At 36.7% G+C, this 24,286-nt stretch carries 22 protein-coding genes; 9 read left to right on the top strand and 13 right to left on the bottom strand.

Annotated elements, in window-relative coordinates; all coding sequences use genetic code 11:
- Positions 1–13: 13 nt before the first annotated feature.
- Positions 14–574, bottom strand: a complete 561-nt coding sequence (locus tag SFA27_RS06040; RefSeq protein ID WP_407297025.1) for a cysteine hydrolase family protein — start codon at positions 572–574, stop codon at positions 14–16.
- A 21-nt stretch (positions 575–595) separates the two neighbouring features.
- A complete protein-coding gene (locus tag SFA27_RS06035; RefSeq protein ID WP_407297023.1) occupies positions 596–1,540 on the bottom strand; it encodes an alpha/beta hydrolase in 945 nt (314 codons plus the stop codon).
- A 142-nt stretch (positions 1,541–1,682) separates the two neighbouring features.
- Here SFA27_RS06035 and SFA27_RS06030 point away from each other — a divergent pair, with 142 nt between their 5' ends.
- From SFA27_RS06030 to SFA27_RS06015, 4 genes are all read left to right on the top strand, one after another.
- Positions 1,683–2,042 (top strand): helix-turn-helix domain-containing protein, encoded by a 360-nt coding sequence (locus tag SFA27_RS06030; RefSeq protein WP_047379494.1) that lies wholly within the window; start codon positions 1,683–1,685, stop codon positions 2,040–2,042.
- A 182-nt stretch (positions 2,043–2,224) separates the two neighbouring features.
- The gene (locus SFA27_RS06025; RefSeq protein ID WP_407297021.1) at positions 2,225–3,400 is read left to right on the top strand and encodes a thioredoxin family protein; all 1,176 of its coding nucleotides are present in this window, start codon (positions 2,225–2,227) and stop codon (positions 3,398–3,400) included.
- Between the two features lie 14 nt (positions 3,401–3,414).
- Positions 3,415–4,047 carry a DUF3575 domain-containing protein gene (locus tag SFA27_RS06020; RefSeq protein WP_047378593.1) on the top strand — a complete coding sequence of 211 codons (633 nt, stop codon included), beginning with the start codon at positions 3,415–3,417 and terminating at the stop codon, positions 4,045–4,047.
- Positions 4,048–4,051: 4 nt separating this feature from the next.
- The gene (locus tag SFA27_RS06015; RefSeq protein WP_264517257.1) at positions 4,052–4,258 is read left to right on the top strand and encodes a hypothetical protein; all 207 of its coding nucleotides are present in this window, start codon (positions 4,052–4,054) and stop codon (positions 4,256–4,258) included.
- On the opposite strand, the gene SFA27_RS06010 is transcribed toward SFA27_RS06015, so the two are convergent.
- The gene (locus SFA27_RS06010) at positions 4,259–5,455 is read right to left on the bottom strand and encodes an exo-beta-N-acetylmuramidase NamZ domain-containing protein (RefSeq protein ID WP_407297019.1); all 1,197 of its coding nucleotides are present in this window, start codon (positions 5,453–5,455) and stop codon (positions 4,259–4,261) included.
- Positions 5,456–5,459: 4 nt separating this feature from the next.
- Between SFA27_RS06010 and SFA27_RS06005 the strand changes: the two genes are divergently transcribed.
- Both SFA27_RS06005 and SFA27_RS06000 read left to right on the top strand, forming a co-directional pair.
- A complete protein-coding gene (locus SFA27_RS06005; protein ID WP_047378595.1) occupies positions 5,460–6,689 on the top strand; it encodes an ABC transporter permease in 1,230 nt (409 codons plus the stop codon).
- 125 nt (positions 6,690–6,814) lie between these two features.
- Positions 6,815–7,807 carry a PLP-dependent cysteine synthase family protein gene (locus tag SFA27_RS06000; RefSeq protein WP_047378596.1) on the top strand — a complete coding sequence of 331 codons (993 nt, stop codon included), beginning with the start codon at positions 6,815–6,817 and terminating at the stop codon, positions 7,805–7,807.
- Between the two features lie 63 nt (positions 7,808–7,870).
- Here SFA27_RS06000 and SFA27_RS05995 read toward each other — a convergent pair whose 3' ends face one another.
- The 4 genes from SFA27_RS05995 to SFA27_RS05980 all read right to left on the bottom strand — a co-directional run bounded on the left by SFA27_RS05995 (position 7,871) and on the right by SFA27_RS05980 (position 11,176).
- Positions 7,871–8,398: a hypothetical protein gene (locus SFA27_RS05995; RefSeq protein ID WP_264517255.1), complete on the bottom strand. Its 528-nt coding sequence runs from the start codon at positions 8,396–8,398 to the stop codon at positions 7,871–7,873.
- Positions 8,399–8,434: 36 nt separating this feature from the next.
- A complete protein-coding gene (locus tag SFA27_RS05990; RefSeq protein ID WP_047378598.1) occupies positions 8,435–8,737 on the bottom strand; it encodes a chaperone modulator CbpM in 303 nt (100 codons plus the stop codon).
- A gap of 3 nt (positions 8,738–8,740) precedes the next feature.
- Positions 8,741–9,655 carry a DnaJ C-terminal domain-containing protein gene (locus SFA27_RS05985; RefSeq protein WP_407297016.1) on the bottom strand — a complete coding sequence of 305 codons (915 nt, stop codon included), beginning with the start codon at positions 9,653–9,655 and terminating at the stop codon, positions 8,741–8,743.
- 162 nt (positions 9,656–9,817) lie between these two features.
- Positions 9,818–11,176 carry a S8 family serine peptidase gene (locus tag SFA27_RS05980; RefSeq protein ID WP_407297014.1) on the bottom strand — a complete coding sequence of 453 codons (1,359 nt, stop codon included), beginning with the start codon at positions 11,174–11,176 and terminating at the stop codon, positions 9,818–9,820.
- Positions 11,177–11,478: 302 nt separating this feature from the next.
- Here SFA27_RS05980 and SFA27_RS05975 point away from each other — a divergent pair, with 302 nt between their 5' ends.
- Positions 11,479–12,678: a dicarboxylate/amino acid:cation symporter gene (locus tag SFA27_RS05975; RefSeq protein WP_407297012.1), complete on the top strand. Its 1,200-nt coding sequence runs from the start codon at positions 11,479–11,481 to the stop codon at positions 12,676–12,678.
- Between the two features lie 28 nt (positions 12,679–12,706).
- Positions 12,707–13,219: a hypothetical protein gene (locus tag SFA27_RS05970; protein ID WP_407297010.1), complete on the top strand. Its 513-nt coding sequence runs from the start codon at positions 12,707–12,709 to the stop codon at positions 13,217–13,219.
- Between the two features lie 21 nt (positions 13,220–13,240).
- Here SFA27_RS05970 and SFA27_RS05965 read toward each other — a convergent pair whose 3' ends face one another.
- The 3 genes from SFA27_RS05965 to SFA27_RS05955 all read right to left on the bottom strand — a co-directional run bounded on the left by SFA27_RS05965 (position 13,241) and on the right by SFA27_RS05955 (position 16,549).
- Positions 13,241–13,624: a DUF779 domain-containing protein gene (locus SFA27_RS05965; RefSeq protein WP_264517249.1), complete on the bottom strand. Its 384-nt coding sequence runs from the start codon at positions 13,622–13,624 to the stop codon at positions 13,241–13,243.
- An 86-nt stretch (positions 13,625–13,710) separates the two neighbouring features.
- On the bottom strand, positions 13,711–14,745 hold the full coding sequence (adhP, locus tag SFA27_RS05960) for an alcohol dehydrogenase AdhP (protein ID WP_407297008.1): 1,035 nt from the start codon (positions 14,743–14,745) through the stop codon (positions 13,711–13,713).
- Positions 14,746–15,019: 274 nt separating this feature from the next.
- Complete coding sequence (locus tag SFA27_RS05955; protein ID WP_407297006.1) at positions 15,020–16,549, bottom strand: aldehyde dehydrogenase family protein; 1,530 nt, start codon at positions 16,547–16,549, stop codon at positions 15,020–15,022.
- A gap of 182 nt (positions 16,550–16,731) precedes the next feature.
- On the opposite strand from SFA27_RS05955, the gene SFA27_RS05950 reads away from it, so the two are divergent.
- Positions 16,732–17,655: a helix-turn-helix domain-containing protein gene (locus tag SFA27_RS05950; RefSeq protein ID WP_407297004.1), complete on the top strand. Its 924-nt coding sequence runs from the start codon at positions 16,732–16,734 to the stop codon at positions 17,653–17,655.
- A gap of 74 nt (positions 17,656–17,729) precedes the next feature.
- On the opposite strand, the gene SFA27_RS05945 is transcribed toward SFA27_RS05950, so the two are convergent.
- From SFA27_RS05945 to SFA27_RS05935, 3 genes are all read right to left on the bottom strand, one after another.
- Complete coding sequence (locus tag SFA27_RS05945; protein ID WP_264517246.1) at positions 17,730–19,409, bottom strand: RagB/SusD family nutrient uptake outer membrane protein; 1,680 nt, start codon at positions 19,407–19,409, stop codon at positions 17,730–17,732.
- Between the two features lie 12 nt (positions 19,410–19,421).
- Positions 19,422–22,274 carry a SusC/RagA family TonB-linked outer membrane protein gene (locus SFA27_RS05940; RefSeq protein WP_407297002.1) on the bottom strand — a complete coding sequence of 951 codons (2,853 nt, stop codon included), beginning with the start codon at positions 22,272–22,274 and terminating at the stop codon, positions 19,422–19,424.
- Positions 22,275–22,947: 673 nt separating this feature from the next.
- Positions 22,948–24,276 (bottom strand): hydroxymethylglutaryl-CoA synthase family protein, encoded by a 1,329-nt coding sequence (locus SFA27_RS05935; protein ID WP_407297000.1) that lies wholly within the window; start codon positions 24,274–24,276, stop codon positions 22,948–22,950.
- Positions 24,277–24,286 lie beyond the last annotated feature (10 nt).

Raw genomic sequence — 24,286 nt, 5'->3', positions numbered from 1 at the left:
ATTATAATTTTTCCTACAGCTTTCTTAATAGTTCTTCAGTATTCATGATGGTGGCAAATTCTTCACTCAGATTGGCTAACGCCATGAGATGAACCAGTTCCGCTTCATATTTTTCTCCATGTATTCCCACTCTGTCAAAAGCCGCCGTAGCATCAGAAATCACGTAGGTTTCATATCCAAAGTTCTCGGCCATTCTTGCCGTAGTGGAAACACAATGATTGGTTGTAATTCCAAGAATCACCAGAGTATCTATTTTCTGAATATCTAATTTTTCTTTCAGACCCGTTCCTATAAAAGCACTGTTTACGTTTTTTGTAATAACACATTCGCCATCTTGGGGTAAAACATGATCATTAAATCCAGGATCAGATTCATGCAGTTTCGATGTAAGATTGGTTGAGTTGTGCCTGATATGAAATACCGGCAAATTCAGGTTCCTCCATGTTTCCAGTATTTTTCCACTTAATTTTTCTGCTTCTTTGTTATTTCGGTTTCCTCCCCAATAGTTTTCATCAAGAAATCCTTTTTGAATATCAATAAGAAGCAATGCAGGTCTTTTATCCCGTAATTTCATCTGTTTTTATTTTATACATTATTATTGAAAAAGTCTGTTCATAAGAAACTTATTATATTCATCTTTCATAGGAGAATCAAAGAGGTCGAATACATGCAGCGCACCGGAAATTACCCATAATTCGGTTTTCACTCCTGCTTTATATAAGAGCTGGGCATATTCTAAATCTTCATCTCTTAAAGGATCCAGCTCACAGGCAACAATGGTAGTTTGTGGCAACCCGGAAAAATTATTATAGTTGGTAAGATCTGAATATTGAAGGCTTTTATCTTTATTTTCTTCGCCCAGAAAATGCAGCCACGCTGTCTTTGCGTAATTTTTATTCCATAGTGGAATATCTGTAAACTCTTCCATTGAAGGAGTATTCAGTCTATTGTGAATGACAGGATATAGTAAGAACTGATGTTTTATATTTTTAATATTGTGATCTGCTGCCATTTGAGTTACAGCCACCGCCAGATGCCCGCCTGCACTTGCTCCAAAAACGGTTATACCATCAGAATTAATCCCCAGCTCTGAGAAACCATGTCTTATGATCCATTGTAAAGCATCAAAACCATCTAAAACAGGTATAGGAAACCGATATTGGGGAGCCAGCCTGTAATCAACAGAAATAATGGTTGCCTTAAGTTTATCTGCTATCTCAAACATCTGGTCATCCACCTGCTCCGGCAATCCGAAAACATATCCTCCTCCATGAAAGTAAAGGAGAACCCTGTTCTGGTTAAAACCTTCAGGCTGATAAACGTGAAGTCTGATCCCGTATCTATCTTCTGAGCTTGGTATAAAAATATCCTGCACAGCAATATGATCCGGTTTTTTAAAAGGATGAGCTTTCGTAAATTCTTTTCTTTCCTGTTGAATAATTTCCGGAGCATTCAAAAATAAATCTTCATCAATTTCCAACGAATAAGGGACATTTTCAATGCTATTTTTCAAATCAATGTTAATTCTATTAAAGTTCATAATATCTTAAATATTTTATACTAAACAAGCGATAAAACCATTTTCCAACAGAATATTTCCTGTTTTTATTTGTAAATTTACCTATCAGCATTATGCTTTCCAAGTGTACAAATGATTGTCTGGAACGAACAAAAATGTAAGTATGAGTATTAAAGAATCATCCACCAATAATGAAAATAAGAAAACACTGGAGTACAGCTGTTCTGAAATATATGCCGTGAATCTGATCAGTGGCCGCTGGATTCTTTCCATTTGTTATCATCTTAAACATGGGAAACTGAGATTTTTTGAACTGAAGGATAGAATCCACAATATTTCTGAAAGAATGCTTACCCTTCAGCTAAAAAAAATGGAACAGGAGGAACTTATCGCCAAAAAAGTATATGCAGAGGTACCCATAAAAGTAGAATACGAGCTTACAGAAATTGGTAAAAAACTGATTCCGGTTCTGGATCAACTTGAAGTATGGGGTAATGAGCATAAAAAAGTGAAGAAAAAATAAGCTAAACTCTCACTACTTTTTTAAAGAAAAAACCGAAAGAACAACTCTTATTTTATACACAAACCGAAAGGCAAGAAAGCGGGTATAAGTCTTAAAGTTAGTTAATATCGTTGTTCAGACTACAGATTCAGCATGCTATATTTTTAAAATTAATTATCTTCGCCTACAAATCTTATTTGAAAATGAAGAAGATCATCTCCGGGATATCTATTTTTTGTACCATCGCTATCTCAGCTCAGGAAACGATCCAGTTTCAGGAACTCCCGTTCAAAGATATTATTGCCAAAGCCAAGAAGGAAAAGAAATTGGTTTTTATTGATGCCTATGCATCATGGTGTGGCCCATGTAAAATGATGGAGAAAAATGTCTTCACCCAGAAAACGGTCAGCGATTATTACAATACCAACTTCATCAATGCAAGGTTTGACATGGAAAAAGGAGAAGGAAGAGATATTGCTTCAAAATTCGGAGTACGTTCTTATCCTACTTATCTTTTCCTGAACGGTGAAGGAGAGCTTGTTTCCAGAAATACCGGCTATATGGAGGAGAGCATGTTTGTGGCTATGGCCCAGGATATCAATTCGCCAGGAAACAAAAAAGGTTCTCTGAAAGACCGTTTTGCCAGCGGTGAAAAAGACCCGGAATTCCTGATCAACATCATGAAGCTTAACGCTAACTCAGATTATGAATTCGCAAAAAAAGCTTCCGAAAGATATTTCCAGAATAAAAAGAAAACTGAAGAGCTTACAAAAGATGAAATTGGTTTTCTTCTCTATTTTGTAAAATCATCAGAAGATACCAATTATACTATTTTTGCATCCAGAAAAGCAGAAATCGTTAAATTTCTTCCTGAAGAAACTTACACCGAATTTGATGCTCAACTGAAATTAGGAAAAATAGTAGAACAGTCTATTGATGATAAAAATAAAAAGATCAACGACGACTATTTTTTAAAAACAGCTGAACCATTGGTAGGAAAAGAAGCTGCGCTTAAAAAACTGAATCAGACAAAACTCAGCTATTATGAACAGAACAGTAATTTTCCAGAATACGAAAAAGCTGCTTTAGACTATTACAAAGATTCTGACTCATTTGACCCTAATGAACTTTTAAGAGCTGCATGGATATTTGCAGATCATGTGAAAACACCCTCATCATTAAAGAAAGCTACAGAATGGGCAGAAAAGTCTGTCATGAGAAGCGAAACTTCAGAAAACACTTATATTCTTGCCAAACTCTATAATCTTACAGGAAATAAAGAGATGGCAAAAAACTATGCTGAAATGTCTAAAAATATGGCAGTTCAGGGCAATAAAGATTCTCAACTAGCAGATGAATTATTAAAGCAAATAAAATAAACATTACATACCGGATGAAATATAAATTATTAGCAGCAGGCATTTTAGCTTTCCTGTCAGCAAGCACAGTAAGTGCTCAGGAACAGGAACAAGGAGGACAGGAGAAAAGTTTATACATAAAAGGAAATGCTTTATTTGCCCCGATAGGAATTTTAAACCTTGGAATAGAAAAACAGCTGAGTTCAAGATATACGCTTCAGGGTGATGTTTTCATTTCACCATGGAAATCTTTTTCAGGACACAAACTACAGTTTTACTCTGTATCTGCAGAAGGAAGATATTACTTCGATGAAGCTTTCAAACATTGGTATGTGGGGGCTAACGTTTCTGTTGCCGCTTATAATGCATCAAAATGGACCTACTGGAATGATAATACCTCCGAAAACTGGAACGGAGAAATTCTGGTCAATTCTAATCTTTATCAGAAAGGGTTTTCTGTGATGCTGGGTGTTACAGCAGGATATCAATTCCAGCTATCTGAGCGATGGAATCTTGATATTTATGGAACAATAGGAACCTCACAGGGATTCTATAAAGGGTATGACAAATCTACCGGGAGACGTTATGATTCTGCAAAAAATTTCAACAAAAGTGGTGAAATCATTCCGTACAGAGGAGGGGTAATGATTTCTTACAAATTAAAATAATACAATGAAGCCATTCGGAAGAAACCATATCATCATTTCAGTGATCACTTTTGTGATTCTTTTTTTAATGAACTATATCGGGAACGATCTTCCTGATAAATTACAGAGGGCATTAATGACTGCTTTTGCAGGAGTTGTTGGATTAACAGTAGGGCTCTTTATATTAAATAAGGGCAGAAATGATAAAAGTCCGCCCCAAAATTTTGATTAATTAATCTTCATATACTACATACTGGGTTCTGATCTTTTCAAAACTATCCAGATCTTTTTTCCAGGAATCTTTAATTTCCTGAATTGATTTTCCGGCTATAATCTGTTTTCTGAAATCATCAGTTCCGGACAGGGTATCAAACCAAAGATTTTTCAGGAAGAAATCCTGTTGGGGATTGTTATAATTCTGATAAGCTTTGATAACCCATTCAAGGTTAAGCTCTCTTAAATCTTTAGGATATTCTGAGAGGTTTTCACCATAGCATAATTTCCCGTTCAGAAATGGATCTTTAGCACCATAACTTGGCTTTGGTGTAAACTGATAAGGGAGTTTTTCCGTCCATGGAGAACCATAAATCTGGAAAGGTAGATCTGTTCCTCTTCCTACGGAAACCTGAGTTCCTTCAAAAAAGCACAGACTTGGATATAAATTGATGGCTTTATCATTGGGTAAATTCGGAGAAGGTTTATCAAGCATTGGATAGCGTTGTTTTTTATGATAATTCTTCATCTGAATAAGCATGTATTTAGCCTGAACCCCATCTTTCAGCCATTTTTCACCATTCACCATCTTTCCATACTCTCCTATCGTAAGTCCGTATACTACAGGAACTTCATGCATTCCTACAAAACTGGCCCATTTTTTTCTCAATACAGGTCCATCTGTATATCCGTCGTGTGGATTAGGACGGTCCAACACCATTATCTCAACATTATTTTCAGCACCTGCCTCCATCAGATAAGACAGAGTAGAAATATAGGTATAGAATCTCACCCCAACATCCTGGATATCAAAAATAACAATATCAATTCCGGCCAACTGTTCCGGTTTTGGTTTTTTATTATTGCCATACAGGGAAACAATCGGTATTCCTGTTTTTATATCTACCCCATTTTTCACTTTTGCACCCGCATCCGCATCTCCTCTGAAACCATGTTCAGGAGCAAAAATAGATTTGATCTTTATTCCGTTTTTTACCAGAAAATCTACCAAATGAGTTTTGTCACTCATCAAACCTGTCTGGTTGGTTACCACTCCTATCGTTTTACCTTTTAAGAGCGGCAAATACATTTCAGGCTGGTCTGCCCCGGTTTTAAAATCCGATTGAACTTGAGTCTGAGAATAATATTGATTGAATACTCCTAAAAAAATTAGGCAAATCAGAAGTAAATTTTTAATTTTGAAATCTAAATTCATAAGCTTGAAATTTCCTTTATATTTCTCTAGAAAAATAGCATTTTCCAAAGATAACAAAAATAACCTTTCAAGGGTTATCATCTTCATTGGCAGGCTTTCCGTAGCATTGGGGATTATTGTTTCCTTAATTACTGTAGCCACCGGTTTTGGTTCAAAAAAAGCTATCAAAGAGAGGCTGGCAGATTTCAGCGGGCATATTACTGTAAGATCAACGAGATCAAACTCCTCTTACAACACTTCTGTACTCGATAATCAGGGACTCAATATTGCAAAAATAAAAGAACTTCCTGATGTGGAAAGTACTCAAAAATATGTGATGGTTACTGGAATTATGCGTAACGAGCACAATTTTGCAGGGATCATATTTAAGGGGATCGGAAAAGATTTTGACAGTTTAAGATTTAAAAAATTCCTCATTGCCGGTACTACTCCGAAAGTTACTGAGCAAGGTTTTAACAATGACGTTGCTATTTCACAAAAAGTAGCCAACGACCTTCATCTTAAGGTGAATGACAGTATTGTTACCGTATTTTTAAAAGCTGATCAAAAACCACTTTATCGTAAATTCAAGATTATTGGTATCTACAGAACTGATATAAAACTGATCGATGAACAGTTTGTGATTGGCGGAATCAACCATGCAAGAAAGATTCAGGATATGAAACCTGATGAAATTGGCGGAATAGACATCTTCCTGAAAAATGTAAATGATATTGACAAAGATTTTCCTGAAATTGAAAAACTGATCGGTTATAAAAACTATGCTGAAAAAGCTACTGAAAAATTTCCACAGATCACGGACTGGATCAGCATTTTTGATACCAATATAGCTTTGATCATTATCATCATGCTGATTGTAGTGGTTATTAATATCATTATGGTTCTTCTGATTCTTATTATTGAAAGAACAAATTCTATTGGTCTTCTTAAAACATTAGGTGCAAGCAATTCACAGATAAGAGCTACTTTCATCAATTATACGTTGATTATTATGATTCCAGGACTTTTGTATGGAAATGCTATCGGACTGGGACTTATTTTGATCCAGAAATTCTTTGGTGTTATAAAGCTTAACCCGGAAAATTATTATGTAAGCACGGTTCCGGTAGACCTTAATCCTATTGCAATCATTTCAATCTCGTTAGGAATTCTTCTTATTTCAGGATTGGCTTTAATTATTCCAAGCTATCTGATCAGTAAGATTTCTCCTGTGAAAGTTATTAAGTACAACTAAATTGATAATTGACAATTATTCGCTGTCTTTCAGGGGTTTTTAACTTTATCCACAACTTATCCACACGTTATCCACAGCGCAGATAATTTTAAAAGCCTTATCTTTGCGCCGCATATAAAACATTTATGAAATACGCAAAAAATATCCTTGAAACTATAGGTAACACGCCGCTGGTAAAGCTTAACAAAGTATTAGGTGAAGATTTTCCGGCATTAGTATTAGCAAAAGTAGAGACCTTCAATCCTGGAAACTCAGTAAAGGACAGAATGGCTCTTAAAATGATAGAAGATGCCGAAAAAGACGGCAGATTAAAACCTGGAGGAACCATTATTGAAGGGACTTCAGGAAATACAGGAATGGGATTGGCATTGGCAGCGATCATCAAAGGCTACAAATGTATTTTTGTAACCAACTCTAAGCAATCAAAAGAAAAGTGTGACATCCTTCGTGCTGTAGGTGCGGAAGTAATCGTTTGTCCTACCGATGTAAAACCTACTGACCCGCGTTCGTATTATTCAGTTTCAAAAAGACTGGCAAAAGAGACAGAGAACGGCTGGTATGTGAACCAATATGACAACTTATCCAACAGAGCCGCTCATTATGAGTCTACAGCTCCTGAGATCTGGGAACAGACTGAAGGAAACCTGACTCACTTTGTAGTAGGAGCCGGAACAGGAGGCACAATTACAGGATGCGGAACTTTCTTCAAAGAAAAAAATCCAAACATCAAAGTAATCGGTGTTGATACCTATGGTTCTATTCTGAAGGAATTCCACGAAACCGGAGAACTGCACTACGACCACGCTTATACTTATATTACAGAAGGTATCGGGGAAGATATCATCCCTGAAAACTACGACATGTCTGTAATAGATCATTTTGAAAAAGTAACAGACAAAGACGGTGCTATCTATGCCAGAAAGCTGGCTAAGGAAGAAGGAATTTTCTGCGGATATTCTGCCGGAAGTGCCATTGCTTCTTTGATCCAGATGAAAGATCAGTTTACTAAAGATGATGTAATTGTCGTTTTACTTCATGACCACGGTTCAAGATATGTAGGAAAGATCTACAATGACGAGTGGATGAAGGAAATGGGATGGCTGGAAGAAAATAAATAAGCAAAAAGGCTTACTTATAAGATAATAAAAAAACGGAACAAAATTTTGTTCCGTTTTTTATTTTTATTGCTTGATGTTTTCTTTTAATTTATTTTTGAGAAAACTATATTCTTTTTCACTCATTGCTTTTCTGGGAAACATATAGCTGTATTTTCCTTCAAGGGAAATAAATTCATTATTGCTGTCAAAATATTCAAAATCTTTCCACTCACTGGTTTCTTTTTCTCCATCAATATTCACAGTGAAAAAATTCTGATCAAATCTGATTTCATACACTTTACACTTTTCCAGAACATGCAAATAATGATTCACCTGTTTTTTCCATCTTGAAACTTTATTGACACTTACAGACAGAAAAACAGCACAAAGCAAAAAAATAAAACTCAAAAAGTATAAAATCCCTACACTTTCTTTGCTCAGATTATCCTTCAAAAGAAAAACAATAAAAACAATGATTGCTGCTGCAATGGTGGCAACGGTTTTACTTTTCGTTGTAGGTGAAAAAAGCAGACTTCCCTGATTACCACTAAAATAAATATCTTCAAAAATCTTTCTTTCCGGTTTTAGTGTAATCACCTTTTCTTCATTCATAATTATAGAGTTGCTTTAAAAAGCTACAAAACTAAACTAAATATCTTCATATTGATTACTTATTGCAGAAAGTTTATTCATCAACTCTCTGTTTCTTCGGTTCAGCGCATCCAGTTTTTTCAGCATATTGTGAATCACTTCAAGACCGGGAAGATTGACTTCAAGATCATAATACCAGTTGGCAAATTTTTCCAGATCAGGCAGATCCTCATACATCAGATAATGGATATTGTCTTCAATCTGTATATTCAATAGCCCATAATCTACAAGCTCATCAAAAAAAGTGATTTCTATATTATAGATTCTTACGAGTTCTTCCCGTGATATTCTTTCACTCATAGCTTAGGAATTTTTTAGTTGTTCAAAAAGTTCTTTCTGCTTCTCGGTAAGGTTGGTGGGCAGTTTCACTTCATAGGTTACAAAAAGATCTCCATGTTCTCCTTCTTTTTTATAGACAGGAAAGCCTTTTCCTTTCAGTCTTACAGTGATTCCTGTTTGGGTTTCCGGCTTTACTTTAAGCTTTACGCTTCCTTCCAGGGTATTTACATTCACTTCTCCGCCTAAAACAGCGGTATACAGATCAATGGTTACCTTGGTTTTCAGATCATCCCCGATTCTTTCAAAATTCGGATCAGCCGGGATATTGAAGGTAATATACAAATCTCCGTGAGGGCCGCCATTGACACCCGGATTTCCATGTCCTTTCAGTTTAATTTGCTGCCCATCATATACTCCTGCCGGAATTGTGATTCTGACTTTTTTCCCATTGATATCAAAGGTTTGCGGGTGGGTTTTTGCAGCATCTCTTAGATTCAGAGTTAATTCTGCTTTGATATCCTGTCCTTTGAACTTTCCAGAAGCTCTTCCTCGTGAGCTTTTACCAAATCCGCTACCTGCTCCGCCAAACATATTCTGGAAGAAATCTGAAAAGTCTTCCCCATCACCAAAATCAGCACCGGAGAATCCACCGCCATAATTATTTTGCTGTTGATATTGTCTTTGCTGCTGCTGCGCCTTTTCGTATTCTTCACCATGTTTCCAGTGTTCTCCATACTTGTCGTATTTAGATCTGTTTTCCGGATTGCTGAGTACTTCGTTGGCTTCATTCAATTCTTTGAACTGTCTTTCGGCTTCCTTATCATCAGGGTTCAGATCGGGATGAAGTTTCCTGGCCTGTTTCCGGTAGGCCTTTTTGATATCATCCTGTGTTGCGCTTTTATCTACGCCTAAAATTTTATAGTAATCTATATAAGCCATAGAAATGAGGTTTATCCAAATTTATGAAATTTATCTTTGAATGATACATAATAAAACATGAAAATTTGTCCTAAAAAAGTTTTAATATTCATATCATACAAACAATATCAACAAAAAAAGAGACGGATAACTCCATCTCTTTTTAGTTAAAACTATAAATGATTATCTGTGAATAATCTTATCAATTACACCATCTTTATCGTAACGATAATCTGCTGTAGAATAAATATTTGTAGGGCTATATTTACCAGTATAATATTTTCCATATGTTCCATCATTTAACCATCCATATTTATACTCCCAATAAGCAGGTTTTACACTACCATCACTTGTTGGAGTTCCTAATAACAGAATTCCTGCTGCATGAGGCGATGCCATAGAAGTTCCGCTTATTGTGTTATATGTACCATTTAACCAAGTTGATTTTATACTGTAGCCCGGGGCAGCATAATCGACACCAATCCCATAATTAGAAAAATGGGCCCAGTAATCACCTTGAGCTATGGCTGATATGGTATAGATATTTGCATGATTCACGGCTGCTGGTGAATAGTAATCAGCATCATCATAACTATTCCCTGCTGCAATAGCTATTTTAATACCTTTCTGAGCAACCTTTAAGGTAGCTTGATCAGTAGCAGAAAACCTACCTCTTACTTTTGGTCCTAAACTCATGTTTACAACATCATTTACCGAAGCATTAGCATATACATAATCCAGGGCAGAAACAGTCCATGAAAACTCTCCACGTCCATCGCTTTTTAAAACTTTCAATGCAACAACTTTAGCACCGGCAGCTACCCCTACAACACCAATATTATTATTAATAGCAGCAATAGTTCCTGCAACATGAGTTCCATGACCATTCCCATCATCAGGGTTGTTATCCCCTGCAAAAGAAACACTTCTTTGGATATCTACGTTAAGATCCGGATGATCCAAATCTATTCCAGAGTCAATTACCCAGGCTGTCTTTCCTGTTCCATCTCCTGAACCTCCTATTCTTGTAATTCCCCAAGGTAACTCTTGTTGAGAGGTGGCTTTTGCAATAGTACCTACTGCCGTTCCTAATGAAATCTGATAATCCTGTTCAATACTTTTGATTCTTGAATCCTTCTTCAGTGTTTCCACTTCTGCATCAGTAAGATTTCCAGCAACAAAACCTTCCAGAGCATACCCGAAAGCATTGGAAATTTTTTGATTATCAATTCCCAGTTTTAGCCCACTAACATTACTTTTCAATTTATCTAATAACACTCCAGTCTGCCTTAAATAATTTTCTCTGTCATTGTTTGCACCTTTAAAAACAGCGAGACCATTTTGAGCCAGAACACCATCTTTTAAAACTACAATATATTGTCCCGGAATAGGTTTAGAACTTCCGGAGACTACACCCTCGGAATTAGTAAGTGCATTAGCATCAGTATTAGGTTCAGCAGTATCACTTAACCTATCAGTGTTACAACTTATAGTGATTGCACCAACAATCAGTAATAGCGAAATTTTGTTTTTTCTTTTCATAAATTTGTAATATTTTTTTACCATTAGTTAATTTCAAATATATAACAAATAATTGTTTTTAAAACAATATCAATAAAGAATAATTTAAAAAATATAAAATAAATAATTAATTCGACTAAAAAATTAATTATTAAACAATTTAAATATTTTCATCTATTGATAGTTTTATAGAATAAAATTTCATAATTAGCAATATCAACTTTTCAATTTTATAGTAATACACCAAAATCATACAATTGATAAATTGAGCTAATTTCTATTCTCACATAGAAAATAAACTTATCTTTGATAAAAAGCGCCGCATGAAAGAGGTCCTGAAAAACTACTCCGGAATTATATTTTTACTTTTGGGAATCACTATTGGAAGCATCATTGGAATTGTTGCTCCTGGTTTTGTGGAATATATAAAACCTTTGGGAGATATTTTCCTTAATCTTCTTTTTGTGAGTGTAGTTCCGTTGGTATTTTTTGCCGTATCCAATTCTATTTCTTCTTTGGAACAGCAGTCTAAATTTGGAAAAATCATCCTTGTGATGTCACTTACCTTTTTATTCTTTATTCTCACGGCAGCTGTTTTTACCATTTGTGCTGTATATCTTTTCCCTGTTTCAGGGGTCTCTGGAAGTTCTGATATGATCACAGAAGCGGCGAATGATGATACATGGGGCAACAGAATTGTAAGTTTCTTTACGGTAGGCGAATTTACTGAGCTTTTCTCGAGAAGAAATATGCTGGCTCTTCTGGTATTTGCATTTCTGACAGGATTTGCGGCCAGAAAGACAGGTGAAAAAGGACAGCCTTTCCGGGTTTTTATTGCTTCCGGGTATGAAGTGATGAAAGAGCTTCTTTTATTGGTCATGAAACTGGCTCCCATTGGTCTGGGTGCTTACTTTGCTTACCAGGTAGCGACTTTAGGACCACAGCTTTTCGGATTTTATGCTAAACCTTTAGGCTTGTATTATATTGCCGGAATCATTTACTTTCTGGTCTTCTTTTCAATTTATGCTTTTATGGCAAACGGGCAGAAAGGAATCAAAAGTTTCTGGACTAACGCAATCTACCCTACTCTTACTGCAATAAGTACCTGCAGCAGTTTTGCCACCATGCCTGCCAATTTACAGGCAGCATCAAAGATCGGAATTCCGAACTCTATTGCCAATCTGGTGATTCCTATCGGGACTACCCTGCATAAAAACGGATCTTCTATGTCTTCTATCATCAAGATCTATGTAGCATTTTTAATTATCGGAAAAGATTTCTTTGATCCGGCCAACCTGCTTTTGGCTTTGGGAATTACAATCTTTGTGAGTATTGTGGCTGGTGGTATTCCTAATGGCGGATATATTGGTGAAATGTTGATGATCTCTGTGTATAAACTGCCACAGGAAGCTATTCCTGCGGTAATGATTATCGGGACTCTGGTAGATCCTCTGGCTACTGTTCTGAATGCTGTAGGAGATATCGTCGCCGCCATGTTTGTCAACCGGTTTGTGAAAGTCTGATTGCATTTTAACTATTTTCTATTAACCCATGAACTCATTTTTTAAAAGCATTGGCTTGTACAACAGCCTCACCATTGATCTCAATATCAACAGTGCAGAACTTATACAGAGATTAATGAAAGTAACTTATAAAACCAATACGACATTCATATCATTGGAAAAAGATACTGCAATTCCCACGCGGTTTGAATACCGGGGAATGATTGATGCCAAGAGCTTTACAATCAAAAGAAGAGGAAGACTATTTGATATGAACAGAAGTAATCCTGTATTACGTGGAACTATTTCTGATAAAAATGGTATATCATCCGTATCTGTAGAATTTTTTCCTTCAGGATTTCAGATTTTGAATTGGTTTTTTATTCTGTGTTTTTGCTTTATAATAGGATTCGTCAGTATAACAGGAGATCAACAAGGTCTTATGGTCGGGGCAATCGCTTTCACAATAGCAATCAGCCAATATTTTATCTTAAAAAGAGGAATTTCGAGAGGGAAATATGAGTTTGAAAGAGAGCTTATTTATATTACCCAAAAGCCTTAAACCAATCTCAGGCCCAAGGCTCTACTCACTGCGTTTTACAGCTTCAAGATTTTTATATTCATCCGGAGTGAAAAGCCTGTAGTGAACTTTAAATGTTTTTCCTAAGGGAGTTTCCAAAGAGAAGCCACCAGGTCCGAAGCCATCTGTAACATCTAATGTAAAATGTGAATATTTCCAGTATTCAAATAGGTCACGGTCTATCCAAAACTCATATCCATTAATGGTTCCGATCATTGCATCATTCATCCGGGGAAAAAATCCGCCTTTTTCAAAACATTGCGGCTGCGTACCTTCACAGCATCCTCCTGCCTGATAAAACATGAGTGGTCCATATTGATCTTCCAATTTCCGGATCACTTCAAGTGCCTGTTCTGTTGCAGAGAGTCTGGATATTTTTGCTTCCATTGTTTTTTTATTTTAGCTTACGGAACCTTATTGTTATAAAAGATCCCGGCAAGTAAATCCAGCCGGGATCAGCAACACATCATCAATTAATTTGAGCCGGCAATATCCAAAACGATTCTGCCGTCAATCTGTCCTTTTTTCATTTTATCGAATACATCATTGATATCTTCCAGTTTTGCGGGAGTAACTGTGGCTTTTACCAATCCTTCATTGGCAAAATCCAATGCTTCCTGCATGTCTTTTCGGGTTCCTACGATGGAACCTCGCACAGTGATCCTTTTTAAAACTGTTTCAAAAATCGGAAGTTCAAAGGAGCCGGGAGGAAGACCGTTCAGAGCAATGGTTCCTTTTCTTCTTAAAACATCTATTCCTTGTTTGAAGGCAATAGGAGAAACTGCTGTAATCAATGCGCCGTGCATTCCGCCAACTTCTTTATGCAAATATTGTCCAGGATCAGTGTTTTTTGCATTGACTACAAGGTCTACTCCTAATTTTTTTGCCAGTTCGAGCTTATCATCAGCAACATCAATGGCTGCTACATGCATTCCCATTGCTTTGGCATACTGAACCGCTACATGTCCCAGCCCGCCGATTCCTGAAATAGCTACCCATTCTCCAGGTTTTGTTTCTGTTTCCTTTAATCCTTTATAAACAGTTACTCCGGCACATAAAATAGGAGCAATTTCAAGAAAGTTAACATCTGATTTCAAATGTCCCACATATCTTGAGTCTGCAATAACATATTCTGCAAAACCGCCATCTACGCTATAGCCTCCGTTTTTCTGTGCTTCACAAAGGGTTTCCCATCCTGTGATACAATAATCACAACATCCACAGGCACTGTACAACCAGGGAACTCCTACTGCATCTCCTTCTTTTACAAAAGATTCAGGTCCGCAGGCTACCACAATACCTACTCCTTCATGTCCTGGAATAAGAGGCATCTTGGGTTTTGCAGGCCAGTCACCATCTACAGCATGTAAATCTGTATGGCAGACTCCACAGGCTATTACCTTAACAAGGACTTCATATCTTCCGGGTTCTCTTACGGGTACTTCTTCTATTTTCAGAGGCTGGCCGTAGCCTTGAACTACTGCCGCTTTCATTGTTTTTGGAATCATATTTTATTTTTTGGATGGAGTTATTTTGGGTTATTAGTTTTTATCACCAGATGTAAACAGTTAGCTGTAAATCGCTATGCTGCTTTATAAGTCAATGACTAAATAGAAAATGTATATCAAAAGACCAATATTTCTCTGCGTGAGGGATAGTAAGGGCGGCGAGGAACGAGCCGGTGCGAAATGCAATGGAGCACCGAAACGAAGTGCAGCCCTGCATAGCCCGACCGTTTTGCCCTGGATAAAGCCAAGGCAATAGGGCACGTCCTAAATAATATTAAAAGAAACCTAACTTATTCTTGTTGTAAGAAATCAGCATGTTTTTGGTTTGGCGGTAATGATCGAGCATCATTTTATGATTCTCTCTTCCGATTCCGGATTGTTTGTAACCTCCGAAAGGAGCCCCTGCAGGGTAAGAGTGATATTGGTTTACCCATACTCTTCCCGCTTCTATCTGACGAGGGATATTGTACAGCTGATGTGCATCCCTTGTCCAAACCCCTGCGCCAAGTCCATAAATGGTATCATTGGCAATTTTTACTGCATCTTCTTCATCTTTAAAGGTCGTAAATGCCAGCACCGGTCCGAAAATTTCTTCCTGAAAGATTCTCATTCTGTTGTTTCCTTTGAAAATCGTTGGCTGAATATAGTATCCTTCTTCCAGATCTTCTCCAAGATGGTTGACTTCTCCTCCTACCAGAACTTCCGCTCCTTCTTCTATTCCCAACTGGATATAGGAAAGGATTTTATCTTTCTGAATCTTTGAGGCCTGAGCTCCCATCATCACGGTTTTGTCCAGTGGATTTCCTACTTTGATGGCTTTTACTCTTTCAATCACCTTTTCAATAAAGGCATCTGCAATATCTTCCTGAACGAGTAATCGTGACGGGCATGTACAAATTTCTCCCTGGTTAAGGGCAAATAGAACGGCTCCTTCTATCGCTTTATCTAAAAATTCATCGTCAGCATCCATTACTGAACTGAAGAAAACGTTTGGTGACTTCCCTCCCAATTCCAGGGTTACCGGAATTATGTTTTCAGTTGCGTACTGCATCACCATGCGCCCTGTAGCGGTAGAACCGGTAAATGCTGCTTTTGCTACTTTCGGATTGGTTACCAGGGCTCTTCCAAGTTCTGCACCAAATCCGTTAACAATATTGATAACGCCCGCTGGTAAAAGATCTCCAATAAGTTCCATCAAAACCATGATAGAAACAGGAGTACTTTCTGCAGGTTTCAAAACGACACAGTTTCCTGCCGCCAGTGCCGGAGCCAATTTCCAGACAGCCATGAGTATCGGGAAATTCCATGGGATGATTTGTGCAATTACTCCCAGTGGCTCGTGAACGATCAGAGATACGGTATCTTTATCCAGTTCGTTATGAGATCCTTCGTCAGCACGAATCACGGAAGCAAAGTATCTGAAGTGATCAATTGCTAAAGGTAAATCTGCCGCCAGTGTTTCTCTCACGGCTTTTCCGTTATCAATTGTTTCTACTGTCGCCAGATATTCTAAATTCTGTTCTATTCTGTCTGCAATTTTGTTCAGGATAATGCTTCTTTCTGTAGAGGAAGTATTTTTCCAGGTACGGAATGCTTTTTCTGCTGCATCTACGGCCAGCTCCAAATCTTCTTTGGAGGAATGGGCAACCTGGGTAAAGTTTTTCCCATCCACGGGCGAGACTACGTCAAAATATTGCCCCTTAACGGGTGGCGTGAATTTCCCGTCAATATAATTATCATATCTGCTTTTGAACTCCGGACGCTGTAAAAGCGTGGCTGATCTTGGTTCTGTAATAGTGCTCATATTAGTCTTGTTTTTATTTTTCGATAAAGCCAAATTACACTGAGATGCCCAAAAGAGTATAGCACAATCCTATAAAAAAAGTGTAAAATAGTGCAAAGAGTTCAATTTTAGTATTTTATTAACAGCAACGTACTCCCAAATTCTCTATATTTGAGTTACCTCCTTTTCAAAAAAATTTAGAAATGAATAACAATAGTAAGATTTTATTAAATACTCCTGAATTACGTAAGGAAAGCCAACTATTGAGTCTTGTTGAAAACCAGACGAAATTCAATCTAAACAATTGTGAATTCAGTATTTATGAGACTCATAAGGCTGCTTTTGATGTAAAACTTCATTTTGAAAATATTGCATTTACAGCAATGCTGAGAGGTAAGAAACATATGAAGCTGGATAATAAGACCAATTATTTTGATTATTATCCGGGAGAAAGTATTCTGGTTGCTCCGGGAGAAACAATGGTTATTGATTTTCCTGAGGCGGATGAAACCCCTACCCAATGTATTTCTTTAAGTCTTAATCTTGATTTTATAGAAGATTCTCTTAATTATCTCAATTATCATCTTCCCAAAGTGGATGAAACTTCGCAATGGAATATTCAGCTGGATGAATATTTTCTGTTCAACAATAAAGCGATTGCTTCTGCCACCAATAATATTATGAGAATTGCAATGGATGATAACTCACAAAAGGATATCATGGCTGATTTTGCATTGAAAGAACTTCTGATAAGACTGATGCAGACCCAGGCAAGAAGCATGGTAGAAAAAAATATTGTTAAAAATAAATCCAGGATAAGCTTTGTGGTAGATTATATTAAAAGAAATCTTCACCAGAAACTATCCATTGACAATATTGCCAAGCTGGCTTATGTAAGTAAATCCAATTTCTTTAAAATGTTCAAAGATGAGCTGGGAACTTCCCCAAATGATTTTATTTTGCAGGAAAGGATTAGCAAAGCAAAAGAGTTATTAGCCAGCCAAATCAGTATCAAAGAAACTGCTTTTCAGACCGGATTTTCAGATACAAATTATTTCACGAGAGTATTTAAGCAGCTGGAGGGAGTAACTCCGAAAAATTATCAGGACAGAATGGTTCTGAGGTAATCTATTTACAAATTTCTATAAAAAAAGAGCCCCATTACTGGGACCCTTCTTAAAAAATATATTAAAATTAAATCTTAATACTTGTCATTCTGCTTAACGTTCGGGTTTGCAGATATTTCTCTGATTGGAATAGGTAATGTATATCTGTAATCACCATTTGGAAGGTTTTTCATATCGATAATATCATCCGTAGGGTTTCTGTCCATAGATACATTAGCTGATACAGCAAGTCTCTTAAGGTCGATAAAACGGTGTCCTTCAAGTGCTAATTCAACTCTACGTTCTTTCAAGATATCAGCATATGCTAATTGTGCAGATGAATAAGTAGGAGTAGTAGCTGTTCCCTCGAAGTTTCTTGCTACTCTCACTTGCTGAATTTTATCGTGAGCTGCTGCAAGGTTTCCTGCCGCTACTTCAGCTTCTGCTATAATGAAGTACATTTCTGACAATCTGAAAACTTTCACATCGTTTCTTGTAGCTGTACTTATTTTACCAGGATATTTGTCAATAACTAATCCGTCCGTTCTGGTATTTCCTGCTGTTGCAGTAGCATAATTTGGATTTGGTTTTGAAGAAGGGTCTACGTAGGCATATTTTCTGATATCTCCAGGAGTATTTTTAAATATGTTGTATAGGTTTCTTCCCCAGAACCACATTGGTGCTCCACTAATATTAGACTGATTTGTATTCCATTTTCCTCCAATAGCTGCACCAGCTCCTAAAGGTAGTCTATTCAGAGAGAAAATAGCTTCTCCATTTTCAGTATCAGCCCACATTCTTCTGTATGGGTTGAAAGATCCTCCTGCTATACCATTTCCAGTGCTCTCATCAATTCCTCCGTAGAATGCAATATTCCACTTACTTGTAGGGGTATCACTGAAAGGTCCGGATTGGAACACAGAACCATCAGCTTCAGTAACTGGAACTGCAGCATTGGTACCTGTGATTGGCGATGCAATTGTAAGAGAAAGACCAGATCCGTTGATTACTAATTCTGCATTTTGCTTAGCTAATGCCATTTCACCTCTGTAGAGATTAAAACGAGCAGCAACAGCATTTACAAAATTCTTATCTACTTTATATCTTCTTGGAGTAGTAGAGTTTCCTAAGATTCCTCTTGCATAATCCAAATCAGCATTAATGAAATCATAAACATCCTGATTTTTAGCTCTTGGCAATTTCGATTCTGTAGAAGGAACATCCGTAAGAAGAATAACTCCCAAAGCATTAGGATCCTTCATATCAGCAGAGAAATAAGCCTCTAACTGTACATAGCAATATGCTCTGATTGCCCTTGCCTGCGCAAGAATAGCATTGTATGTATTCTTCTCCTCAACAGTAGTAGGTGTAATTCTCTTTGCTCCCTCAAGAAGTCTGTTTACCCTGTTGATTACTCTATAATTGTTTAACCAGATTCCATCACTGGCAACAGTACCTACTGTACCTCCGGTAATAATAGGACTAGACGGATCTAGGAAATGTCTGTGCAATGTATATTCCTGTCCTCCACTACCAGATCCTGGCTTTACTTCATCTGTAAATACCGCTGTGAAATAGATCTCATCAATTGGGTCTAACTGAGCGTAAACAGATCCGTTTAAAACTTCATTAAGATTAGCAACACTTGTATACAGGTCTTCTCCTTCTAATTGTCCTGCCTGCTTTATATCTAGTGCATCCTGACAGCTATTCAGCGTAAATGCCACAGATGATAGGGTTGCTACAACTAATATTGTATTTATAATTCTTTTCATAATTCTTCTCTATTAAAAATCAACATTTAAACCTACAGATACGGTTTTTGGGTTAGGATAAACATTTAATGAATACGAAGTAATTGGCTCCGGATCAAATCCTTTCCAATCTGTCCAGGTGTAAAGGTTTTCTGCCTGAACAAATACTTTGATTCCTTTTACCGGCAGTTTACCTAACTGGCTTTTGCTGAAGTTATATCCTACAGAAATATTTTTAAGTCTGATAAAGTCTGATCTGTGTAAGAATCTGTCTGAAGAACCTAGGCTTAAGTTACTTGCTTTTAGTGCAGGGATATCTGTATCTCTGTTATCAGGAGTCCATGCGTTCAATAAATCAGCTGAAAGGTTTCTTGTTGCTGCTGCATTTGGATCCATAATCCATGATTGTAAGTTATCATAGATCCATCCTCCTTGTTGGAAAGAGAATAATGTATCAAGGAACCATCCTTTATGTTGTACATTGAATCCGAAACCTCCTGTAAACTTAGCATATCTTGATTTTCCAGTCAATACTCTGTCTGCTGATGTTGGAGCTTCTGTAATGTTTCCGTTTTTGTCAAGGAACTGTAAGTTTCCATTGTCACGGTTTACACCAACGTATGAATATAGCTGATACTGACCAGCAGGTCCACCGATAGCATTTACCACATCTCCTGCAAGGTTTTCGCTGTTCATAGAAACGATCTTGTTTGAGTTGTATGCACCGTTCACAAAAACAGATACTTTTGTATTTTCGTTTCTGATCACATTGTACTTGATCATCCCTTCAATACCTTTGTTGTCAAGAACACCGTCGTTACCTCTGATTGAGTAATATCCTGTAGCAGATGATTTTTGAATGTCATTGAACATTCTTGATGTTCTTTTCTGATAGTAATCAACGCTACCTTCAACCAATCCTTTATAGTTAAAGTCTACTCCGATGTTGCTTTGTTTTACCTGCTCCCACTCTAGAGAAGGGTTTGATAAGTTTACAAAGTTGTATCCTAATAAATTCTGGTATCCTGAGAAACCGTTATATAGATCAAGGAAATTATTCGGAAGAAGTGCTAATGGGTTTTGGTTATCACTGGCAATTCCTAAGTTCTGGTTACCTGTAGTACCGATTGAAGCTCTTAGCTTAAGCAGTCTGAATCCGGAATTAGCCATGAATTCTTCTTTGTCGATATTCCATCTTGCCGCAACTGACCAGAAAGTTTCCCATCTGTTGGTAGGAAGGAAACGGTAAGAACCATCTCTTCTTACAACTCCACTTACTCCATACTTATCTTTGTAATCGTAATCTAGAGTTCCAAAGTAAGCTAAGGTACCAGCAGTTACTTTTGTAGCACTATTAGAAGGTCTATAGATGTTTGGTGTATCCGGGTTAAATGGAATATAACCAGTTCCTGCACCAAATTCCCACTGTAATGGGTTAAGACCGTTTTGTCTTTGAGTATTTGTAGTTACATGAGCTTTAATATAGTCCATGTATGCACCAGCACTAATGGTATGATCTCCAAAAGATTTATTGAATGTAATATTCGTAATACTGTTGAACGTAAGATCTTTTATTGTAGAAAAATCTTCGAATCCGCCATATGTAGATCCGTCTCCTTTTGCTACACTGATAGCAAGGTATCCTAGTGGTGATCTTGCAAAGGTTCTGTCGTATTGCTTATACTCTATACCAGTTCTGTTCCCAACGCTTAAATAATCTGTAATTTTGTAGTTTACATTAGCATTGGCAGAAATACTTAGTTCAGTAAATCTGTTTCTGATTCCCCCATTGATATTATCCTGAAGAATCCAGTGTCTGTTATTAGTAGCATCTCCTTTAATAGCATTATATAACTCCAGTCCATTTGCATATGGAGAAGGTGTTGCATATGGTAATGAAAGAACACTTCCGAATAAAGGATTCTGAAGGGTATTGTTAGAAATACCTGTGTTTGTTTCATCATCCAGCTGGTTTCTTCTGGAATACCCTAACCCCATAATAGCCCCGAAAGTTAATTTTCCGTTTTTAGACTTACCATTAAGGTTATTTCTCATTGTAAATCTCTTGAAGTCTGTAGATTTTACAGTACCTTCACTATCAAGATATCCTAGAGACAAGAAGTTATTGATGTTTTCCCCACCTCCTGTAATGGAAAGGTTGTGTTGTTGAGAAATACCTATACGGGTAAATTGCTTACTCCAGTCTGTATTAGTACCCCAGTTATTGATCTGATCCTGTGTTAAGGTATTACCTTTACCAGTTGCTAAATTCTTTTGAATTTGTAAAAGTTGTCTACCGTCTGACATGTTGTAGTCAGAAGTAGGCAGTTTACTGAACGAAGTTAATGCATCGTAAGACACCTTCATTCCTGCGTTGAATTTCCCACCTTTAGTTGTAATTACTACAACTCCGTTTGCTGCTCTGTTACCATAGATAGCAGTTGCCTGAGCATCTTTCAGGATACTGAACGTATCAATGTCATAAGAGTTTAGGTTTCTGAACTGAGAACCGGAAGTAATTACCCCATCCACAACGTATAGAGGATCTGTAGAACCATTAAGGGAGCTAGCACCTCTGATCAAAATATTGAATTTTCCAGAACCTGGAGATCCAGATGCTGAATTTACTACGATCCCGGGAGCTGTACCCTGAATAGAGCTCAGTACCGAGATATTAGGTCTGTTTTCTAAGGTTTCAGAACCAACAGTAACCGAAGATGTAGTTGTTTTCGCTTTAGTAGCAGTCTTGCTATAACCTAAAACAACAACTTCCTCAAGTTTTGTCTCTTTGTCCTTACTGTTCTTAGAGTCCTTTTCCTGAGCTAATACAGTCTGCCCTGTAAAAAACAGAACACCGACTGTTAAAACGCTTAATTTCACATTCATATTAACAGATTTTAATATATTCAAGGGACAAATATGTCGATAAATATCTACAACATCAATTCATTAAACGCTGAAAACAGGCTTCCAGAAAGGAGAAATTCACATTCATACTAAAAAAATGATAGGGAATCATTTTAATTGTATTTAAAAAATTAACGAAAAATAAGCCAATTTAAAGATTAACGGAATTTTAATAAATTTTGAAATTAAAATCAACTTTCTTCAATCAACCAATATTGATTAAAAAAATAAACCAAAAAACATCAATTCGATTAATAAATTAAAATATTTCATCCTCAATTTTAACTAAAATGAAGAAAAAAATACACCATTTTCTTAAATTTTATTTAAAAAACAGGCCCTAAACAGCAAGACCCCCCTTTTTCAATAGGGTGTCATTGTAATTTCCACCAAAAAACTGTTACTATATTATATTGCGAGATCAGTTGAAACTTATAAAATTCTCTTTCATATTCCCTGCATTTTTTTAACCTTTTTAGCATTACATTTAAAAATAATTCAACTCTGAAAATGAGAAAATATTCAATGTGCTTTTATTTGAAAAAGAACATAATTAACATAAACTTCATGTGGATTATTATAAGCATGTTTTACTGCAAAAAAAAAGCATCTCATACGATGAGATGCTTTATATATTAAGTTTACAATAATTTTATTTCTGGTAACTATAATATCTGGCTCCAATTAATACCGGATTTTCAGTCTCAATAGAAACAAGTCCGAATCCTTTATAATTTATGTTTACAGATTCTTTCAGTTGCTTTCTGTGAAGTTTTTCATAAGTTTCAAAATCTACAGAAGTTCTTTGTTTCAAATTTTCAAATACATTCCATTTTTCTACTACTTTTTTCCAGTTCTCAGAAACTTTTCCGGCAAACACTTTTGATTTTGAACCACTTCCATAGCCTATAAAGCCAATTTCTTCTCCTGAAAGCTCTTCATTTTCGTTATAGGATGTCTGTAAAGCAGAAAGAAAGGCCATAAAGACAGAAGCTGTGTACATGTTCCCTATCTCGGAAGAAGCCCTTTGTGTCTTTTCTATTTTATCACTGATTAATTGTAAATAATCTTCAGATTTTGCAACGGCTTTCTGTTCTTCTGCAGTTTCATAAGGCAAACCATTCTCAAGACTGTAAATTTCAGTAAAAACCCTTTTTCCGTGAAAGGCATAGGGTAGATGGAAAATAATATATTTCCAGTTTTCATAAGGTTTTTTCTCTCCTGTTATTTCTTTATAATGATTGTAAGCTTCTCTTATCCTATCCTGATAGCATTGGTTAGAATATTGCCCGTCAAAAACAGGTTCATCTGTGAAAATTTCAATTTTTTCGGGATATGTTTCCGGAGCACCGTTCAGGTATTCTTTATTATAGGTTCTTCTCGGTTTGAAAAAATCAAAGACACTTTCTGAAGCTACCCCCCAGTTATTTTCAATTTCAAGAAGATCGGGCTGTGAAGAAATCAAAAGAGCTACAGCTCCTCCTCCCTGCGTATATTCTCCTGAAGAAGCCAATTCATATTTTGCATAGTCACTGGCAATCACTACTGCTTTTTTATCAGGATTCACTCTTACAAAATCTAAAGCATTATGAAGAGCATCTACTCCTCCTACACAAGCAAATGTCATATCCAGCACATCACAGTTTCTGAAACATCTTGCTCCAAATTCTTCTTTCAATACCTGTTCTACCATCTGAACAGCATAAGATGCTGTAGGCTTTGCTGCATCCACCGCACTTTCTGTTCCCAGATATACTCTTGCTATTTCCTTAGGATTGATATTATAATCTTGTATAAGCTTCAGTAATGCTTCTGCGGCAAAGGTTGCTGGATCTTCATGAACATCAGAAAGCCCCATTTTATGAAGACCTAAGCCTTTTTCCAATTTCGCCGGTTCTATTCCTCTTTTTTCTGCTAAATCCTTAATCTCCAAATATAAACCAGGCACATAATAGCCCGCTGCTTCAATTCCAAAACTCATAATTGTCTAA

This window comes from Chryseobacterium sp. HR92 (assembly GCF_045689405.1).
GTDB lineage: Bacteria > Bacteroidota > Bacteroidia > Flavobacteriales > Weeksellaceae > Chryseobacterium > Chryseobacterium viscerum_A.
The sequence above is the reverse complement of the archived record's forward strand: the minus strand, read 5'-3'. Positions and strand labels throughout refer to the sequence as shown.